Origin of the sequence: Kribbella jiaozuonensis (assembly GCF_005233875.1) — a bacterium.
Lineage (GTDB): Bacteria > Actinomycetota > Actinomycetes > Propionibacteriales > Kribbellaceae > Kribbella > Kribbella jiaozuonensis.
In genome coordinates, this window is the sequence record NZ_SZPZ01000002.1 from 393,134 (window position 1) to 411,575 (window position 18,442).

Consider the following 18,442-nt stretch of genomic DNA (forward strand, 5'->3'; position numbering starts at 1 on the left):
GGTGAAGTTCCGGCGGCCGAAGTTGCGTCGGCTGGCCGGGCCGGCCGGTCGCGCCAGTTGGGGTTTGGCCGATCAGGCGCTGTCGAGCCTCAGCAACCTGGCGGTCGGGGTCGTCGTCGCGCGGTCGAGCACGGTCGCCGACTTCGGTGTCTACGCACTCGCGTTCGGCGGTTACACGATCGCGCTCAACGTGTCCCGGGCGGTCGCCACCGAGCCCCTCGCCGTACGGCACTCCGGTTCGCGAACCCCCGACTGGCAACGAGCGGTCCGGGCCAGCACGGCAACCGCACTGCTCACAGGGTTTCTGGCGATGCTCGTCGCGTTGGCGATCGCGGCATTCCCGGGCGTTCCGTCCAGGGGTGTGCTGATCGCGTTCGCGGTGACGATGCCAGGGCTGCTGCTGCAAGACGCGTGGCGCTGGGCGTTCTTCGTCGTCGGGGAAGGCAGGAAGGCGTTCGTCAACGACCTGATCTGGTTGCTTGCCATGCTCGCGATCTTCGGCGGCCTCTACCTGACCGGTACGACGTCCGCGTTCAGCCTCACGTTCGGCTGGGGGCTCGGTGCCGTCATCGCCGCGATCGCGGGTCGCTTCCAGGCCGGTGTTGCGCCACGCAGACAACTGATTCGCGAATGGGTGAAGCGGAACTGGGACCTGAGCCCGAAGTACGTCGGGGAGATGCTCGCGGTGTCGGGCACGATCCAGGTCTACATGCTCGGCATCACCGCCGCCGCCGGCCTGGTGGCCACTGCGGGCATCCGCGGCGCCCAGGTACTGCTCGGCCCGGTCAACGTACTGAACCAGGGCATCCGGATGATCTCCGTCCCCGAAGCGGCTCGTGCTTTGAAGCACTCGTACCGCCGGCTGTGGCTCGTCGGCCTGGCCATCTCGTTCGGCGTCGGAGCCGGCGCACTCGCCTGGGGCGGTATCTTCCTGTTGCTACCGGCCGTCGTCGGCCGTGAACTGCTCGGTCCGGGCGTGTGGACGCAGGCTCACAGCGTCCTGGTCCCGGTCATCCTGCTGCAGGCACTCGGCGCCTCGAACGCCGGCGCCTTCGCGATCATGCGGGCCCTCACCGCGGCCACTCGCGGCCTGCGCGTCCGCCTGATCTCGTCGGTCATCCTGATCACCTGCGGTATCGGCGGGGCCTTCCTGTGGGGCCCGAAGGGCGCGGCGTGGGGGCTGGCCGGGGCCTCGTTCACCACGTTGCTGCTGTGGTGGAACGAGGCGCACCGGGCCATCGCCGCCCATCGCCGCGCCGCTGCTGCAAGCTAGGGAATCTTCACGCTCGCAGTGGCGCCCTTCATGATGTTGCGCCCGTCGTGCACCTCGATGTGGTACGCGTACGTCGACCCGCGCTTCAGACCGCGATCCACCACCTGGTAGGACTTCCGCGGCTGCCAGAAGTACGACGTGTAGGCGGTCGACCCGACGTTCAGCGACCCGCGGAACACGTTGTAGGTCAGCGTCAGGTTGTCCAGGTCGTAGGTGTCGGAGTACGTCACGTACACCCGCCCGGACGTCGTCGCGCTCAGCGTCGGCGCCTTCGGTACGCCGGGAGCCGCACCGCCGGCCGCGTTCGTGAACCGGGCGATGCCGACCTGGAGTTGGCCGTTCACGTGCAGGAAGTCGCCGCCGATCCACAGGTCGGTGTCGCCGCCGGCCATCGCCAGCGGACCGACCTTCGTGGTGCTCTTCAGGTTCGCGTCGGTGTTCGGGAACCACGGGCCGAGGTTGCCGTTGATCGCGCTCTCGACCAGCAGGTAGTGCGTCCCGCTGCCGTTGGCGAAGCCGTTGGGCGAGGACGAGCAGTCGTGCGCGTGCGAGCCCTTATAGACCCAGTTGCCGATCGCCTTGATCGCCTCGGTCGCGCCCAGGCACTTGTTCTGCCAGAGCAGCTTGCCGGTCGAGACCTGCGCGGCCAGTACGCCGTCGTAGCAGCCGCCGCCGTCACCGCCGTTCGAGACGAACACCTTGTCGCCGAGCGTGTCGATGTCCTTGACCCGCGTGGTGCAGGTCGCGGTCGGCTTCGGGATCGCCGCCGCGGCCGGGAACGCGAAGGCCGCGCCGGTGGTGTTGTTCAGCATCGCCAGCGAGTAGTGGTCCTTGCCGTTGATCGTGCTGAACGGGCCGCCGACGAACACCCGGGTGCCGTTGTCGGCCACGTCGATCGCGTACACGTCGTTGTTGGCGTTCGGGTTCCACGGCAGCAGGTCGCCCTGGATCAGCCGGACCGCGCCGAGCCGGTTGCGCACCGCACCGTCGATCTTGCCGAAAGCGCCGCCGATGAACACGCTGTTGCCGTAGATGGCCAGCGCCTTGACGCGGGCCGCGACGACCGGGTCCCAGGCCGAGACCAGCTTGCCGGTGGCGATCGAGAACATCGCGATCTTGCTGCGGCGGATGCCGTTCACCGTGGTGAAGTCGCCGCCGATCACGACCCACTTGCCGTCCGGGCTGGTGGCGATGGCATAGACCGGGCCGTTCAGGACCGGTGCGAACGCTGTCGGTGCCCCCGTACTGCGGTTGAACGCTGCGACGTAGCTGCGCTGGGTCTCCGGCGCGGCGCCCGAGGCCTTGCCCGGCTGCCGGAGCCTGGTGAACAGACCGCCGGCGAACACAGTGTTCCCGGAGACAGCCAGCGCGTTGACGCTGTTGTTGGTCTGCCACGACGTCTGCTTGATGGCGGATACGGCGGATGCGAAGCCCGGAGTCGCCGCCTCCACCGGCGGTCCCGAGGGAATCAACGCCGCGGCCACGACAGCCGCTGCGGTGACAAGGGCCAGCACTAACTTCTTCATTTATGTCCTTACACAGGCGGGGGCCGTACAGCGCGTGCCTCATCACGCACCAGCGGCGGACATTACCGCTGTGGGAGGCCCACCGGAAGCGGGCCTCCCAACCGCGTTATAGGTTTGTGCCAAACCTTGCAGAAAGCAGGGTTTTCACTTTGCTGCGTAGTGGTTTTGGACCTGTACCGGTGTGAGTGCGTACGGGTAGACCGCCGCCTCGTCGATCCCCATCCCGGTCTGCGTCGCGCCGCCACCGGACCACGAGCTCGTCTGGTCGTAGCCGACCCGCCACCAGCCGTAGTACAGCGACGCCTGGCCCACCAGCGAACTGCCGCTGAGCACGCCGTCGACGTACAGCTTCATCATCCCGTTGTCGAACGTGCCGACCACGTGATGCCACAGGCCGTCGTTCTTGCCGGACGGGCTGGTGAGGGTGCGCTGCGCGCCGTCGTTCACACCGAAGACGATCGAGCCGTTGGTCCGCATGTACAGCATCCGGTCGTTGATCGCGCTGCTCTGGGTCTTCCCGTTGCCGAAGCCGATGATCCGGCCGCCGCGGCCGACACCGCTCTGCTTCACCCAGGCCTCGACCGTGAACTGCTGCGGGAAGCTGTACCCCTTCTCGCCGACCATCCGGCCGGTGGTCGTGCTGGTCGTCATCGCCGTGTTGCCTGCGATCGCACCCGCGCCGCCCAGCGTCACACCGGTGAACGTGCCGTTGTTGCTCTGCCCGGAGGCGTCGACCGAGGTCGTCGTACCGGCTGCTTCACCGAGTCGCCAGTACGCCTGCGGCCCGTCAGCGTTGACGATCTGGTCGTACGCCGTCGATGCGGTCGAGGCGACCGTGATCGGATCCGAGTAGTTGCCGCGGATCGTCGTACTGCCGTCGGTGACCTCGACGCGGTAGTTGGTGGACTCACCCGGCGCCGACGACGTGTCGGTGTAGCTCAGCCACGGCCGGTCCCACGGCGTGGACTTCGCCGTCCAGGTCGCGATCGTGGTGTTGCTGAACCCCTTCAGCAGCCGGTAGGTCAGCGTGCTGTCGTCGTTGTCGACCACGGTCGGGAAGTGGATCTCTACGACGCCCGGCTGTACGGAGTACGGCAGCAGCTTGGCCGGCTTGGCCGGTGCCGCACCCGGGACCGCGTTGGTGAAGTGGGTCAGACCCTGCTGCGCGACCCCGTTGACGTGCAAGAAGTCGCCGCCGGCCCACAGGTCGTTGCCGCCGGTCGCGAACGCCAGCGGACCGACGTTGGTCACGCTGTTCGGGTCCGCGTCGGTGTTCGGGTACCACGGGCCGAGCGACCCGTCGGTCAGCTTCTCGCTGAGCAGGAACCGGTAGTCGAAGCCCTGCGGGAAGCCGCCGGCGCCCTGGTTGGCGCAGTCGTGGGCGTGCGAGCCCTTGTACAGCCAGCCGTTGACGACCTTGACCGCTTCGGTCGCGCCGAGGCACTGGTTCTTCCACTTGAGCGTGTTGGTCGCGATGTCGACGGCCCAGGTCCCGTCGAAGCACCCGCCGCCGTCACCACCGTTCCCGAAGTACACCGTGTCGCCACTCGCGTCGATCGACTTTACCCGGGTCGTGCAGGACCCGTTCGGCGGCGGTACGGCGGAAGAGCCGGGGAACGGCAGCACTGCGCCGCTCACCGGGTCGAGGCTGGTCACGGTGTTCTGGTTCGTACCGTTGACGGTGCTGAACTGGCCGCCGGCGTACACCTTGGAGGCGTCGTCGGCAGCGTCGACGGCGTAAACGTCGCCGTTCACGCTCGGCGCCCACGGCAACAGCGTGCCGGTGTCGGTGGTGACCGCGGCGAGCCGGTTGCGGGTCAGGTTGTTGACCAGGCCGAACGAGCCGCCGAAGTAGACCGTCGTGCCGGAGACGGCGATGGTCTTGACCCGGTAGGACACGGACGGCTTCCAGTTCGCGACCAGTGCGCCGGTGGCGGTGTCGAAGGCGGCGATCCGGTTCCGGGTCTGGCCGTTGACGGTGGTGAAGTCACCCCCGACGAAGATCCGCGAGCCGTCCGCGGAGGCGGCGACGGCGTAGACCTGCCCGTTCAGCACCGGGTTGAACGCGGTGATGAGTGCGCCGGTGGTGGCATCGAACGCGGCCAGGTACGCCTGGCCGACCTCGCCGGTCCCGGCGGCGGCGCCCGGCGGGCGGACGCTGGTGAAACGGCCTCCGGCGTACGCCTTCCCGGCGGCGACGGCGATGCCCTGGACGCTGGCGTTGGTCTGCCAGCTCGAGCTGTTGGTTGCCGAGAGCGAGGCCTCGATGCTCTGCGCGGGCGACGCGAACGCCACCACCAGCGCTCCGGCGAGCAGAGTGCCCACGACCCCCAGCCGCGTGAACAGTCGTCTCTTCGTCATGCTGCGATGTCCCCCCTTGGACATAAAAGTGAAAACCCCAGATTCCCCCGAGAAGAGAGTAGGGCACCGGAGGAGATGCTGTGATCACATTCCGGTGCCTATATCCTGAGGCGCTGGCATCAACGGAGTGTGAGGTAGTCGATGGAACCGGGCACCGTGGTCTGGCGGGAAACCGCTCAGTCTCTGCTACGGCAGAAGTGGCTGATCATGGGCTGCATCGTGCTCGGATTGCTCGGGGCGTCCGTGTTCGCGCTGTCCCAGACGATCCGCTGGACGGCCTCCAGCCAGCTGGTGATCGGCCCGGCCGTGCCGCCGGCCCTGGTCGGGAAGCTGTCCGACGGCGCCGACAAGAGCGGCCCGCTCGGGATGGACCTCCCGGCCGAGACGCAGGCCCGCGTGATGGCCAGCCCGACCCTGCTGGCGGCTGTGGTGAAGCAGCTCGGCATGCCGACCGACGACAAGACGATCCAGGAGCTGGCCTCGGTGACCCGGGTGAAGGCGGTCACCGACAACGCCTACCTGGTCACGACCGACGGGCCGACCGCGCAGAAGGCGGTCGATCGCGCGAATGCGATCGCGAGCATCTACCTGGCGCAGCGCAATACCGAAGCCAAGGCGCTGCTCACCAATCTGGCCGAGCAGGCGCAGGCCCGCTCCAAGACGGCCACCCAGCAGTCCCGCAGCCTGGTCAGCCAGATCGACGAGGCGGTCGGCCGCGGCGACAACCAGACCGCGGCGGCGCTGCGCGACCAGCGGGTCGGCCTCGCGACCGAGGCGCGGCAGGCTGCTGACGATGCGGCCGCGATGCTGAAGGCGCTCACCACGGTCGGCGCCGGCAGCCAATTGGTGACACCGGCAACGACCGACACCGCGAGCTCGTCCCCGATGGTTGCCCGCGACATCCTCGTCGGCGGCATCCTCGGGCTTGTGCTCGGCTTCGGTCTCGCGCTGCTGCGGTCGCACCTGACGCCGTACATCCTGACCCGTGACCAGGCGGCGCGGGCGACGAGTTCGCCGGTGATCGCGGCGTCCGAGGGGCATCGGCGCCGGTTCTGGCAGCGGTCGGCTCCGGAGCTTCCGCAGTACGAGATCACTGCATTGGGGGCCGAGGCGAGTGGTGCGCTGGCGCGCCGGGAGCTGAGCCCGCGCGCGTTCGCGGGCGGCGGTCCGGGTGCGCTGCTGGTGGTCTCGGCGTCACCGACGCCGAACTCGGCCGGCATCGCGCTCGCAATGGCCGAGGCGAACGCTCGCGACGGCCGCGAGACCCTGCTGGTCCTTGCGGACATCGAAGGTACGCCGGTGTTGCCGCACCTCACCGGTCACGAAGGACTCACCGACCTGGTGAACGAGCCGGCCGCCACCCGCGCGATCCGGGCCCGGAAGCTGTTCCGCCCGGGCACGGTCGCGGACCTGTACGTGCTGCCGCCCGGCCTGAACCACGAGGAGACCGCCGAGGCGGTCGGCCCGTCGCTCGTCCCGGGCATCGTCGCCGACCTCCCGCCGGGGTACTCCGTCGTCATCCACGGCCCGGCCTCGGTCGGACGGCACGGCATCACGCCGCTGGCCGCCGCGGTCGACGCGTCCGTGCTGGTGGTCCAGGTCGGTCTCGACAAGGAGATGGACGTCGCGCGGTTGACGGGTGCGCTGCAGTTCGCGGGCGCGCCGGTCCTGGGCGTCGTACTGATCGGCGCCGCGGTCCAGGACGAGACGCTCGGGATCCCGCTGAACTACAAGCCGCTGGACTCGGCTCCGCCGATGCGCTGATGCAGAGCACCTACTCTCGCGACAATCGGTTGGCCCCGGCGGTGCCGGGGACGGTCGCGGGCGAGATCGAGCGGCCGGCCTGGTTCTGGCTGATGCTGTGGTGTCTGTTCGTCCTCGGCGTACAGCCGTGGTCATCGCGGGTCGCGGCGCCGCAGGGCACGACCGGGTCCACGAACAGCATCGCCAAGGGTCTGCTGCTCGGGGCAGTCTTCCTGGTCGCGGTCGCGGCGACCAAGCCCGGGTTCCGGACCCGGGTGAATCCGGCCAGCTGGCTGTACGTGATGTACGTGCTGTTCGCGTGTGCGACGGCGTTCCTGCTGGCCGAGCCGATGGGGCCGTTGACGCGGTTGGCCCGGTTCCTGATCGGGCTGCTGTTCGTGTTCTTGCTGTGGCGGCCGCTGGTCGAGGTGCCGGAGCGGTTGGTGCGGGCGCATCTGTGGGCACATGTGTTGCTGGCGGCAACCGTCGTACTGAGCCTTGTCTACGACCCGGGCCAGGCGTGGCGGCCGCTGAGCTCGCTGGGTACGGGGTCGCGGCTGCAGGGTGTCATCATCCCGATGTTGCCGCCGCGCGTCGGTGAGGTCGGGGCGATCCTGCTCGGGCTCGCGCTGATCGGGCTGGTCTGCCGGAAGCTGTCGGTGGTGCCGGCCGTCGCGCTGATCGGGCTGGGCGGTGTCCTGATCGCGGCGAGTCGCACGCGGACGTCGGCGGCTGCGGTCGCCTTCGGGCTGGTGGTGGCGCTGATCATCACCCGGAAGACCTGGCTCGGCCGGATCGCGTGCCTGGTGGTGCCGGGGTTGCTCGGGCTCGCGTTCCTGACCATCGGGTCGCTGCACACCTGGCTGCTGCGCGGTCAGGGCACGCGGCAGATCACCTCGTTGAGCGGCCGTACGACGAGTTGGCAGGCGGTCGTGGACGAGAAGGTGTCGACGCAGACCGCGATCATCGGCCACGGCCTCGGCAACAAACGGGTCCTGCTGACCCGTGGCGAGGGCGACGTCGACGTGATGGCGATCGACAACAGCTGGCTGGGCCTCTACTGGGAGACCGGTCTGCTGGCGGTCGCGATCGTCGCGGTAGCGCTGATCCTCGCGTGGATCTCGGTGCTCCGCGCGCCCACGCCGTACATCCGGGCGTGCGGGGCGCTTCTGCTGGCCTACGTCACCGCGGCCTCGCTCAACGAGAGCGGCCTGTCCGACCTGTCGTCGATGACCGTGCACCTACTGGTCGCCGCCGCGATCTGCGACGCCGACCGCATCCGACATCGAAGACGCGTTCTAGCTACTCACTGAGTCTTGGTCGAAGCCTGACTGCTGCCATTCGGACCAGCTCATGGTCTTGCCGCGGTACGCGAAGTGGTCGGCGCCCTGGTAGCTGTTGCGGCGGAACGTGATCGCGCCTGGCTGCGTTGGGGAGCGCTTGTTCTCCACGACGCCGAGCGACGACTGCTTGTCGCTCATGACGACCAGGTTGCCCTCGACGAGGACGTTGCGCAGGACGTAGGTGCCGCGTGGACCGTCGCCCCGTGTGCGCGACTGGATCGAGAGGGCGTTGCGGTTGTCCTTGATCAGGTTGCCGCGGACCTGCACGTCGGCGGACGTGTTGACGTTGATGCCGCCGCCGTCCCAGAGCGTCCCGCCCGAACCGCGTCCGGTGCCGAACCCGTTGTGCTCGACGACGTTCTGGTCGATGACGGCCGCGTAGCTGATCTCGTACCGGATGCCGTCCGCCGCGTTGTCCCGGATCCGGTTCCCGGTGATCCGGCGGTCGTACTCCGCGATGTCGCTCCACATACCGATGCCGCGGTTCGCGATGATGTCGTTGCCGCTGACCTCGCCGGACGACCGGGTCGACTTGATCCCGCCGGACTCCCAGTCCGCGATCCAGAAGCCGTCGGTGTTGTTGCGGGTGACCAGGTTCGCGGTGATCTTCACGCCGGCCGACTTGTACTGACCGATGCCGAGCTGCCCGTTGTCGGCGACGGTGTTGCGGCTGACCACGGTGTTGTCGCCCTCGATGACCATGATGCCGACGGCGTGGTTCCAGCGGACCTCGTTCGCGGTCACCTTCCAGCCGGCTCCGGCCTGCAGCGCGCCGGCCTGCGGGCGACTGGCGAACTGCTGGATCGTCAGACCGGTCACGGTGACGTTGTCCGCGGACTTGTCGATCGCGGTCTGCGTCTTCGCCATCTCGATGACGTGGCCTGTGGGGTCGTCGCCCAGATAAAGGGTGTTGGCTTTGTAGTCGCCGAAGAACGTGCCTGGCTTGAGCTGGCTCGGGCTCATGACGCGGGTCAGGTGGTTGCCGTCCTGGAAGACCTGCTCGCCGACCTGGCAGGGCTTGGTCTTGTTGTCCTCACACTGGCCCTTGAGCGGGTACGCCGCAGGCAGTGCGCCTTGGACCGTCCAGCTACTGCCTTCTTGCTTCCAGCCGGTGAGCCGGACGGAGCCGCTGAGTACTGCGCCGGTGTTGCCGGCCAGCGTGTCGTTGGCGCGTGGCTGGATCGGGCGGGTGAGGCGGTGGACGCCCTTGGCGAAGCAGAAGGTGGTGCCTTCGGGTGCGGCGTCGATGATCGGCTGTGGGTCGGTGCCGACCGGGATGTCAGTGCCCTTGCAGGGTTTCGCCGTACTCGGGCCGGTTGGTCCGAGTACGGCGGCCGCTGCGGTCGGGGGAGCGGTGGGGACGGTGACTGTGGTGGTGGCAGTCGGCTTCGGAGGCTCGGTCGAGCCTCCGGTGTCCGAGCAGCCCGACACCAGCAGTAGCGCGACACCAGCGGCCGCGCACACCCCATGCCTCATCCAGGTCCCTTCACCCGCCCCCGGCGAACAGATCTGCGTGAGACTACCTGTTCTAGAGGTACGTGTCCTTCGCCAGGTCGTAGGCGAGTGCCTTCGCGACGGTGAACGCGTCGTCCTCGTCGAGGCGGTGCTGTACGACGAGGTTGGCGAGGTAGCCGGCGTCGATCCGACGGGCCAGGTCGTGGCGGGCCGGGATCGACAGGTACGCGCGGGTGTCGTCGACGAAGCCGGACATGTTGTAGAAGCCGGCCGTCTCGGTGACGAGCTCACGGAAACGCCGCATACCGTCCGGGCTGTCGAGGAACCACCACGGCGCGCCGAGGCGTACGGCCGGGTAGACGCCGGCGAGCGGGGCGAGCTCGCGGGAGTACACGGTCTCGTCGACGGTGAACAGCACGATCCGGAAGCCGTCTGCGTGGCCGAAGCGCTCGAGCAGCGGACGGAGGGATCGGGTGAACTCGGTCGTCACGGGGATGTCGTGGCCCTGGTCCGGGCCGTACGTCGCGAAGATCGCCGGATCGTGATCGCGGAGGACGCCGGGGTGCAGCTGCATGACCAGGCCGTCTTCGGCGGACATGACGGCGGATTGGTAGAGCATGTGTCCTGCGAAGGCGGCTGCGTCCTCGGCGGTGACGTCGCCCTTCAGCGCGCCCGCGTAGATCCGGGCGGCTTCGGCGTCCGACAGCGGGATGGCGGCGGCGCTCAGGTGGCCGTGGTCTGTCGCGCGTGCACCGGCGGCAACGAACGCCTGCCGGCGTTGGCGGATCGCTTCCAGGAATCCGTCGTACGTCGTGGTGTCGACGTCGGCCAGCCTGCCGAGCTGGGCGATCAGGTCGGGCCAGCCGGCGCGGTCGGGGTGGGCGATGGCGTCGGGGCGGAAGGTCGGGACGACTCGGCCGGGGAGATCCTTGGCGAGTTGCGCGTGCTGGGCGAGGTCGTCGGTGGCTGCGTCGGTGGTTGAGATCAGCTCGATGTTGAACCGGTCGAGCAGCGCGCGTGGGCGGAACTCGGGTTCGGCGAGGCGGGCGGTGATCTGGTCGTAGAGTTCGTCGGCGTTCTCGGCCGACGGGTGCTCGGTGATGCCGAGGACCTCGGCGAACTCGTGCTCGAGCCAGTAGCGGCTCGGGGTGCCGAGGAACAGGTGCCAGTTCGCGCAGAACTCGCGCCAGATCTCGCGTGGTTCGGCGGTCTGCTTGCCGTCGCGGCGGGGGAGTCCGAGCTTGTCGGGGGAGACGCCCTGGGAGACCAGCATGCGGGTCACGTAGTGGTCCGGGACCACCAGCAGCTCGGCGGGGTCGCCGAACGGCGCGTCGGTGGCGAACAGCCCGATGTCGACGTGCCCGTGCAGACAGAGCAACGGCAGATCCTTCGTCGAAGCATGAATCCGCCGGGCAACATCACGCGCCTCCCCGGCCGGAAAAGCACGATCCGGATGAGGCTGCAGAGCCTTCGACATAGATCCTCCGATGCGATGGACTGAAACGTGTACTGCAAAGGATTGCAGTAGCTTTCTACAAGCACAAGACGCTGTCCGATGGCCGATCGCTTGACACGATCTGCAACCGATTGCAAACTCAACCCGACGGGAATGGAGGGTGGCGTGGCAGCGACTATCCGGGATGTGGCGCGGCTGGCCGGGGTGTCGGCGTCTACTGTGTCGCGGGCGCTTTCGCTTCCCGGGATGGTTAATGGGGCTACTCGGGCTCGGGTGGCGGCTGCGGTTGAGCAGCTGGGGTACGAGCCGAATCGGGCGGCTCGGGGGTTGATTACCGGGCGGACGGGGACCATCGGGCTGGTGGTGCCGGATCTGGCTAATCCGTTCTTTGCGAGTGTGACCAAGGGCGTGCAGGAGCGCGCCCGCCGGCACGACGTCGCCGTGTTCGTCGCCGACACCGACGAGGACCCGGCAGCCGAGGCCGGGCTGGTGCGGGCGCTGGCGAAGCAGGTCGATGGCGTCGTGCTGTGCTCGCCGCGAGCAAGCGACGAAGAGCTGACCGCGATCGCCCAGGACACCACCGTCGTGCTCGTCAACCGAGCCGCCGCAGGCATCCCAGGCGTCACCTACGACAACGAAGGCGGCATGCGCCAGGCCGTCGCCCATCTTGTTGCCCTCGGCCACCACCGGATCGCCTGGGTCGGCGGACCGTCCACCTCCTGGTCCACCAAGCACCGCGGACTCGGCCTCCGCAACGCGGTCGAGGAACTGCACGCGAAGCTCGCCCCGGTAGGCAACTTCGCCCCGACGTACGAAGGCGGCATGGCAGCCGCCGACCAGGTCATCGCCACCGGCGCCACCGCCGTCGTCGCCTACAACGACCTCGTCGCGATCGGCCTACTGGCTCGACTACATGCCCGCGGCCTCTCGGTCCCCGCCGACCTGAGCGTGGTCGGCGTCGACGACATCGCGATGTCATCAATGGCCCGCCCCGCACTCACCACGGTCCGCCTGCCCAAACAGGAGGCCGGCCGCATCGCCGTCGAACTGCTGCTGGCCATGCTCGACGACCCGGAGAGCCCGGCCGGCACCCACGGAGAACTGCACGGAGAACTGCACGGCGAACTGATCGTCCGGGACAGCACCGGACCCGCACCACACAACCAGAAAGGTGCTCCGGCTTGACCAGGCTGAGTCTCACCAACCTTCCCGTCACCCCCGCCGTAGACCCGCGCGCATTGTCGGTCGGCATCGTCCACCTCGGCCTCGGCGCCTTCCACCGCGCCCACCAGGCCGTCGTCACCGAGCAAGCCATGGTCGCCACCGGCGAGACCCGCTGGGGCATCGCCGGCGTCAGCCAGCGCTCAGCCACAGTCCGCGACCAGCTCGCCCCACAGGACGGTTTGTACTCCGTTCTCGAGCGCGGGCTCGGCGATCCAACGGTCCAGGTCATCGGCAGCATCCGCGACGTACTCACCGCCCCCGAGGACCCGGACGCGGTTGTCGCGCGGATCGCCGACCCGGCGGTCACGGTAGTCACGTTGACCGTCACCGAGAAGGGCTACCGTGCGACCGGCACCGGACTCAACCTGGACGACCCCGAGATCCAGGCCGACCTCACTGGCCGCCCGCCGCGCACGGTCGTCGGCCAGCTCGCCGCCGGGATCGCGCGCCGCGACGAGCCGCTGACGATCGTGTCCTGCGACAATCTGGTTGCCAACGGCCCGTTCCTGCGCAAGCTCGTGACCGACTACTTCGATGCCCTGGGCAAGGTCCCGGAGACATTCGAGGCGACCCGGTTCCCGGCCAGCATGGTAGATCGGATCGTGCCCGCCACGACCGAGGACGACCGCGCTGAAGCGGCCCGGCTGCTCGGCGTACGCGACGAGGCTGTCGTGGTCGCAGAACCCTTCCTGCAATGGGTGATCGAGAACGACTTCGCCGGCGACCGACCGGCCTGGGAGCGCGGTGGCGCCGTCCTCACCGCGGACGTCGCGCCCTGGGAGCAGGCCAAGCTGCGCATGCTCAACGCCACCCACTCGATGCTCGCCTACCTCGGTGCACTCCGCGGCTACGAGACGATCGCCGAAGCCGTCCGCGACGACGAGCTGTCCCGCTTGTCGCAGGCGCTGATGACCGACGACGTCGTCCCGACGTTGACTCCGCCGGACGGTCTCGACCTCGCCGCGTACGGCGCGAGCGTGCTGGAGCGGTTCGCGAACCCGGCGCTCAAGCACCGGACCCGGCAGGTCGCGATGGACGGCTCGGTCAAGCTCCCGGTCCGCATGCTCGGCACCGTCCGCGACCGTCTGGCGGCAGGCGCCGAGCCGCGCACGATCTCGCTCGCCGTCGCCGCCTGGATGGTCTACGTACTGCGGACCCCGGACCTCGACGACCCACAGGCCGACAAACTCAAGGCGGCAGTCGCGGGCGTCTCCGAGCCGGCCAAGCTCGTCGACGCGCTGCTCGCCGTCGACTCGATCTTCACTCCCGACCTGCGCGACTCAACGGTGTTCCGCGAGCTGCTCGTCGAGCACGTCAGCTCACTGCTGGCAGGATCGTGAGTACGCCGGTCGCATCGAGGATCGCCTTGCCGATCGTGAACGCGCTCGTCGTGTCCTGACCGGTCGCGCGCCACTCCCTCGCGGTGTACCACTGCCCGGTCTTCTGGAACCGCTCGGCGGCGAGGCTGTCCAGGATGTAGGTGTTGTCGTCCAGGGTCACCTCGCCGGCCGGGATCGCGGCGCCGGAGTTCTGCACCATGCCGGTCGCCGTGGTCCCGCCGCGCATCGTCACCTGGTTGCCGGAGACAACGATGTCGCGGAGCACGTTGGTGCCCCACGGGCCGGAGCCGCGGGTGCGGGACTGGATCGAGATCCCGTTCACGTTGTTCGCGACCACGTTGTCCCGCACCTGGACGTTCGACGACGTGTTGACGTTGATCCCGCCGCCGTCCCACAACGACGTACCCGAGCCACGGCCGGTGCCGAAGCCGTTGCCGCTGATCGAGTTGCCGACGATCACGCCGTTGCGGCCGATCTCGTAGCGGATCCCGTCGGCCGCGTTGTCGATGATCTGGTTGTTGCTGAACGTGCGGCTGTCGTCGTACGCGTCGCTCCACAGCCCGATGCCGCGGTTGTCCTGGATCAGGTTCCCGGTCACCGAACCGCCGCTCGACCAGGTCGTCTTCACGCCGCCGGACTCCCAGTCCGCGATCCAGAAGCCGTCGGTGTTGTTGCCGCTGATGTCGTTGGCCGCGATCGTGCCCTTCAGCGTGCTGTACTGGCCGACGCCGAGCTGCCCGTTGTCGTGGACCCAGTTCTTCTCGAGTACGGCGTTGTCCGCGTTCTGGAGCATGGCGCCGATCGCGTGGTTCCAGCGGAGCTCGTTCGCGTACACGTGCCAGCCGAGGCCGAGCACGACCGCACCGCCCTGCGGGGGAGTGGCGAAGTGCTCGACGGTCAGCCCGCGCACGGTGACGTTGTTCCCGCCGGGCTCGATCGCCGTCGGCGTGCTCGACATCTCGACCGCGTGGCCGGCCGGGACGTCGCCGAGGTAGATCGCGTTCGCGACGTAGTCGGCGTAGAAGGTGCCGCGGGCAACCTTGTCGCGAGAGGCCACGCGGGTCAGGTGTTTGCCGTCGTAGAACACCTGCTCGCGGAGGTAGCAGATGTTGGTCTTGTTGTCCTCGCACTGCCCGGTCTGCGGGTACGCCGGCGGCAGCACGCCCGTGGTCACCCAGGCGGCGTTCGAAGGCGTCCACTTCGTCAGGCGCACGGACCCGGTGAGTACAGCGCCGTCGTCGCTCGCGAGCACCTGATTGGCCTTGGGGTGGATCGTTTCCGCGATCCGGTGCAGGCCGGCCGCGAAGCAGAACGTCGTACCGGCCGGCCACTCGTCGACGACCTGGGCGGCGTCGTCGGTGGTCCTGATCGTGACGCCGTTGCAGGTTGGTGCGAGTGCTGGACCGCTCCGGAACGTGCCGTCAGCGGGCGGGGTGGCGGCCTCTTCCACGCCGTGGGCGGGCAAGGGGCCAGGGGCAACCAGACAGGTGCCGATTGCAACGACTGCCAGAACTGCTCTCTTCATAGCGGAGCCTCCGGTGGCACAGGTGAGCCCTGAGCGCACCCCCCATGGCGCGGCTTCGCTTTGCAGATTACCCCTACATCACGTAGTCATGGCAATACGTAGCGCACAAACATGTTGCGGTGAGCAAGCGATCAGTTCGCGAGGAAGGTGCCGATGGCATCGAGCCCGGCCGACTGCCAGCCGGCCGCGGTCAGCTTCGTGCCGAACCGGGAGAACCGCTGCGTGCCGAGGTCGTCCAGCACGTACTTGTTGCCGCTGAACACGACTCCACCGGCCGGTACGGCGGCCCCGGCGTTCTGCACCATGCCGGTCGCCTGCGTGCCGGCGGTCATCTCGATCGTGTTCCCGGTGATCTGGACGTCGCGGAGCAGGTACGTGCCCCACGGGCCGCTGCCCCGGGTCCGGGACTGGATCGTGATGCCGTTGACGTTGCCCGAGACCTTGTTGCCCTTGACCGTGATGCCGGACGAGGTGTTGATGTTGATCCCGCCGCCGTCCCACAGCGACGTACCCGAGCCGCGCCCGGTGCCGAAGCCGTTGCCGGTGATCGTGTTGCCCGAGATGGTGCCGTTGCGGCTGATCTCGAAGCGGATACCGTCCGCGGCGTTGCCGACGATCTGGTTGCCGCTGATCACCCGGCCGTCGTCCGCGACGTCGGCCCACATCCCGATGCCCTTGTTGGACTTGATCACGTTGCCGCTGACGGTGCCGGACGACCGGGTCGACTTGATGCCGCCGGACTCCCAGTCCGCGATCCAGAAGCCGTCGGTGTTGTTCGAGCTGATGATGTTGCCGGTGACGGCCGCGTCGGCCGAGCTGTACTGGCCGAGGCCGAGCTGGCCGTTGTTGTGGATCAGGTTCTTGTCGACCTTGGTGCTGTTGGCCTTGACCAGCATCACGCCGACCGCATGGTTCCAGCGGACGTCGTTCGCGAAGACCTTCCAGCCCGGGCCGGAGACGAGCGCTCCGGCCTGCGGGGCGCTGGCGAAGTGCTCGATGGTCAGGCCGCGTACGACGACCCCGGTCGCGCCGGACTCGATCGCGGTCGCCGTCTTGGACATCTCCACCGCGTGGCCGACCGGGTTGCTGCCGAGGTAGATCGCGTCCGCCGCGTAGTCGGCGTAGAACGTGCCTGCCTTGACCGCCGAGACGCTCGCGACCCGGGTCAGGTGCACGTCGTCGAGGAACAGCTGCTCCCGGAGGTAGCAGATGTTGGCCGAGTTGTCCTCGCATTCACCGCTCTTGCCGTACGCCGGCGGCAGCGCGCCGCGCACGACCCAGGCGGAGCCGGATTTCGCCCAGCCGGTCAGCGGGATCGACCCGGTGAGGACGGCGCGCTTCGAGCTCGCGAGCACCTGGTTCGCCTTGGGGCGGATGGTGTCGCTGATCCGGTGCAGCCCGGCCGCGAAGCAGAACGTCGTACCGGCGGGCTTGGAGTTGACGATCGACTGTGCGTCCTGGCCGGGCTCGATCACGGTGCCGGTGCACGGACCCGCAACCGCCGGGCCGGCCTCGTCCGAGTCCACGTTGGGGGTCGTGGGGAGCTTCGGCTCGACCGGCTTCGACGGGGTGGTCGTCGGCTTCTTGGTGGGGGTGCTCGACGCGCCCGGCTTCTTCGAGGGTGCAGTCGTCGTCCGAGTGGCCTTCGGCTGTGGCTTGCCGGGAGTCGTGGTGGTCTTTCCGGGCCGGTGCGACGGAAGCGCCCGGGACGCGGCCTGCTCGGCGGTCACGGACCTGGCGGCAGTGGTCGCCTTGTTCTCGTTCGCGATCACGGGCATTGCGACCGTAACGACTGCCAGCGCCGCAGCGATAAGCGCTGCGAACCACAACTTCTTCAATGCACTCTCCTGGGAGCGGGAAACCAGGTGCAGCCGTCTGCGTGACGAGGGCGGGACTTAAGGTAGTGCCATGCGGGTCGCCATGTTGCACAACCGTTACCGGACCGGTCAACCCAGTGGCGAGAACACCGTTGTCGCGCAAACGGTTGATTTATTGCGTAACTCAGGACATGAGATCGACCTCTACGCCCGAAACAGCGACGACATCGCGGCGTTGAGCCGGAAAGATCGCGCGCTGTTACCGTTTCGCTCCGTTTGGTCATTTTCGGCGGAACGCGATTTAACACATCTATTGCAAGCGCAACGGCCCGATCTGGTGCACGTTCACAACACTTTTCCGTTGTTCAGCGCCTCGGTGCTGCGCGCGGCGTACCGCTTGGACCTTCCGGTGGTCGCGACGCTGCACAACTTCCGGCTGCTGTGTGCGAACGCGGTGCTGCAGCGCGACGGAGCGCCGTGCGAGTCCTGCGTCGGCAAGCTGCCGTTGGCCGCGGTCCGGCACAGCTGCTACCGCGAATCACGCGTGCAGACGCTGCCGCTGGCGGCGAGCATCGGCGTGCACAACACGTTCCACACCTGGCAGCGGTACGTCGACACGTTCGTCGTACCGTCCGGGTTCGTTCGCGATCGGTACGCCGCGGCCGGCTTCGACCCGGAGCGGTTCGAGGTGAAGCCGCACGCCGTACCGCACTCCGGTGACGTGCGGAGCGGGGCTGGGGACGGCGTGGTGTTCCTCGGGCGGCTGAGCGAGGACAAGGGATTCGCGGATCTGCTGCAGGCGTGGGACTCCTCGCTCGGCCGGCTGATCGTGGTCGGCGACGGTCCGCTGCGGGCCGAGGCCGAGGAACGGGCCCGGAACGACCTGTCTGTTCAGGTGCTTGGTCAACGACCGTGGGCGGAGTGCATGGAACTGCTGCGGTCCGCGCGCGTCGCCGTCGTACCGGCACGTTCGTATGAGAGCTTCGGACTCGTGGTTGTCGAGGCTTTCGCGCACGGCGTTCCGGTGGTCGCTTCCCGGCTCGGGGCGCTCGCGGAGCTGGTCGACGACGGAGAAACCGGTGCATTGACCGTGCCCGGCGATCCGGAGGGATTGCGAAAGGCGATCGGGTTGGTGGCTGATCCCGAGACTTCGATAGCCTTCGGCGAACGAGCCCGACAGGTTTACCTGAGCCGCTTCACTCCGGAGCGTGATCTGGTGGCCACGGAGAGGATTTACACCGATGCGATCGCCCGGCACGCCGACAGCGGCCGGACGCGTCGGGGATCCTGGGCACGCCGTGCCGGACAGGTATAAAGTTCCGCGGGACGCAGGGGGCAGCGTCGCGCCAGAGGGATCGCAGGAATTCGTGTTGGGGGAT

At 68.4% G+C, this 18,442-nt stretch carries 12 protein-coding genes; 6 read left to right on the plus strand and 6 right to left on the minus strand.

Annotation, left to right across the window (positions count from 1 at the left end; genetic code table 11):
- Nucleotide 1: 1 nt before the first annotated feature.
- The gene (locus FDA38_RS13470) at nt 2-1,273 is read left to right on the plus strand and encodes an MATE family efflux transporter (RefSeq protein WP_233714693.1); all 1,272 of its coding nucleotides are present in this window, start codon (nt 2-4) and stop codon (nt 1,271-1,273) included.
- On the opposite strand, the gene FDA38_RS13475 is transcribed toward FDA38_RS13470, so the two are convergent.
- A complete protein-coding gene (locus tag FDA38_RS13475) occupies nt 1,270-2,799 on the minus strand; it encodes a WD40 repeat domain-containing protein (RefSeq protein WP_137254376.1) in 1,530 nt (509 codons plus the stop codon). The genes FDA38_RS13470 and FDA38_RS13475 overlap by 4 nt on opposite strands.
- A gap of 144 nt (nt 2,800-2,943) precedes the next feature.
- A complete protein-coding gene (locus FDA38_RS13480) occupies nt 2,944-5,160 on the minus strand; it encodes a LamG-like jellyroll fold domain-containing protein (RefSeq protein WP_137254377.1) in 2,217 nt (738 codons plus the stop codon).
- 141 nt (nt 5,161-5,301) lie between these two features.
- On the opposite strand from FDA38_RS13480, the gene FDA38_RS13485 reads away from it, so the two are divergent.
- Entirely contained in the window at nt 5,302-6,924 is a 1,623-nt protein-coding gene (locus tag FDA38_RS13485) for a Wzz/FepE/Etk N-terminal domain-containing protein (protein ID WP_137254378.1), read from the plus strand.
- Nucleotides 6,924-8,216 carry an O-antigen ligase family protein gene (locus FDA38_RS13490; RefSeq protein WP_137254379.1) on the plus strand — a complete coding sequence of 431 codons (1,293 nt, stop codon included), beginning with the start codon at nt 6,924-6,926 and terminating at the stop codon, nt 8,214-8,216. The genes FDA38_RS13485 and FDA38_RS13490 overlap by 1 nt, the downstream gene beginning before the upstream one ends.
- Here the strand turns inward: FDA38_RS13490 and FDA38_RS13495 are convergent.
- On the minus strand, nt 8,202-9,722 hold the full coding sequence (locus tag FDA38_RS13495) for a right-handed parallel beta-helix repeat-containing protein (protein WP_137254380.1): 1,521 nt from the start codon (nt 9,720-9,722) through the stop codon (nt 8,202-8,204). The two genes, FDA38_RS13490 and FDA38_RS13495, sit on opposite strands and share 15 nt — an antisense overlap.
- Nucleotides 9,723-9,774: 52 nt before the next feature.
- A complete protein-coding gene (gene uxaC, locus FDA38_RS13500) occupies nt 9,775-11,178 on the minus strand; it encodes a glucuronate isomerase (RefSeq protein ID WP_137254381.1) in 1,404 nt (467 codons plus the stop codon).
- A 132-nt stretch (nt 11,179-11,310) separates the two neighbouring features.
- On the opposite strand from uxaC, the gene FDA38_RS13505 reads away from it, so the two are divergent.
- Nucleotides 11,311-12,342: a LacI family DNA-binding transcriptional regulator gene (locus FDA38_RS13505; RefSeq protein ID WP_233714694.1), complete on the plus strand. Its 1,032-nt coding sequence runs from the start codon at nt 11,311-11,313 to the stop codon at nt 12,340-12,342.
- A complete protein-coding gene (locus FDA38_RS13510; RefSeq protein WP_137254383.1) occupies nt 12,339-13,721 on the plus strand; it encodes a mannitol dehydrogenase family protein in 1,383 nt (460 codons plus the stop codon). The genes FDA38_RS13505 and FDA38_RS13510 overlap by 4 nt, the downstream gene beginning before the upstream one ends.
- Here the strand turns inward: FDA38_RS13510 and FDA38_RS13515 are convergent.
- Both FDA38_RS13515 and FDA38_RS13520 read right to left on the minus strand, forming a co-directional pair.
- The gene (locus tag FDA38_RS13515) at nt 13,696-15,246 is read right to left on the minus strand and encodes a right-handed parallel beta-helix repeat-containing protein (protein WP_137254384.1); all 1,551 of its coding nucleotides are present in this window, start codon (nt 15,244-15,246) and stop codon (nt 13,696-13,698) included. The genes FDA38_RS13510 and FDA38_RS13515 overlap by 26 nt on opposite strands.
- A gap of 131 nt (nt 15,247-15,377) precedes the next feature.
- Nucleotides 15,378-17,024, minus strand: coding sequence for a right-handed parallel beta-helix repeat-containing protein (locus FDA38_RS13520; protein WP_137254385.1), 1,647 nt, complete (start codon nt 17,022-17,024; stop codon nt 15,378-15,380).
- A 142-nt stretch (nt 17,025-17,166) separates the two neighbouring features.
- On the opposite strand from FDA38_RS13520, the gene FDA38_RS13525 reads away from it, so the two are divergent.
- A complete protein-coding gene (locus FDA38_RS13525) occupies nt 17,167-18,378 on the plus strand; it encodes a glycosyltransferase family 4 protein (protein ID WP_233714797.1) in 1,212 nt (403 codons plus the stop codon).
- Nucleotides 18,379-18,442: the final 64 nt, after the last annotated feature.